Origin of the sequence: Shewanella saliphila (genome assembly GCF_014648295.1) — a bacterium.
Lineage (GTDB): Bacteria > Pseudomonadota > Gammaproteobacteria > Enterobacterales > Shewanellaceae > Shewanella > Shewanella saliphila.
The window spans coordinates 97,544-97,955 of record NZ_BMQV01000011.1 but is presented as its reverse complement, the minus strand read 5'-3'; the positions used below and the strand labels follow the sequence as shown (position 1 = coordinate 97,955).

1 protein-coding gene is annotated in these 412 nt (G+C 57.5%); it reads right to left on the bottom strand.

Annotated features, from left to right (window positions below; translation table 11 throughout):
* On the bottom strand, nt 1-412 hold a 412-nt coding region (locus IEY48_RS07785), incomplete at both ends, for a hypothetical protein (RefSeq protein WP_229786358.1).

Here is a 412-nt window from a genome sequence, read left to right as displayed (position 1 = left end):
GACAATCAAGGTGTCGCCGACTTGCGTGCCGGTGGCAAGCGTGACGGTGGCCGTAACGGTGCCGTCAGTGCCAATTTCATCGCTGTTGAACACGCCATCGCTGCCCATGCCGCTGAATTCAACGGTCGGAGCCGGTGCGGCAACATTATCAACAGGCTGGTTGTCGGTTGCGGTTGCAGATGGGTTACCGGCGATATCAATCACTTGGGCGGTGACATCAACATCGGTTGCGCCAGCAGTGACAGGGACTTCGACATCCAAGCCATTGGTGAGCATGTCCGAGGTCACAGGGCCGTTAAACAATTCATTACCGTTGCCGTCAGTGACAATCAAGGTGTCGCCGACTTGCGTGCCGGTGGCAAGCGTGACAGTCGCGGTCACAGTGCCGTCAGTGCCGATCTCATCGCTGTTA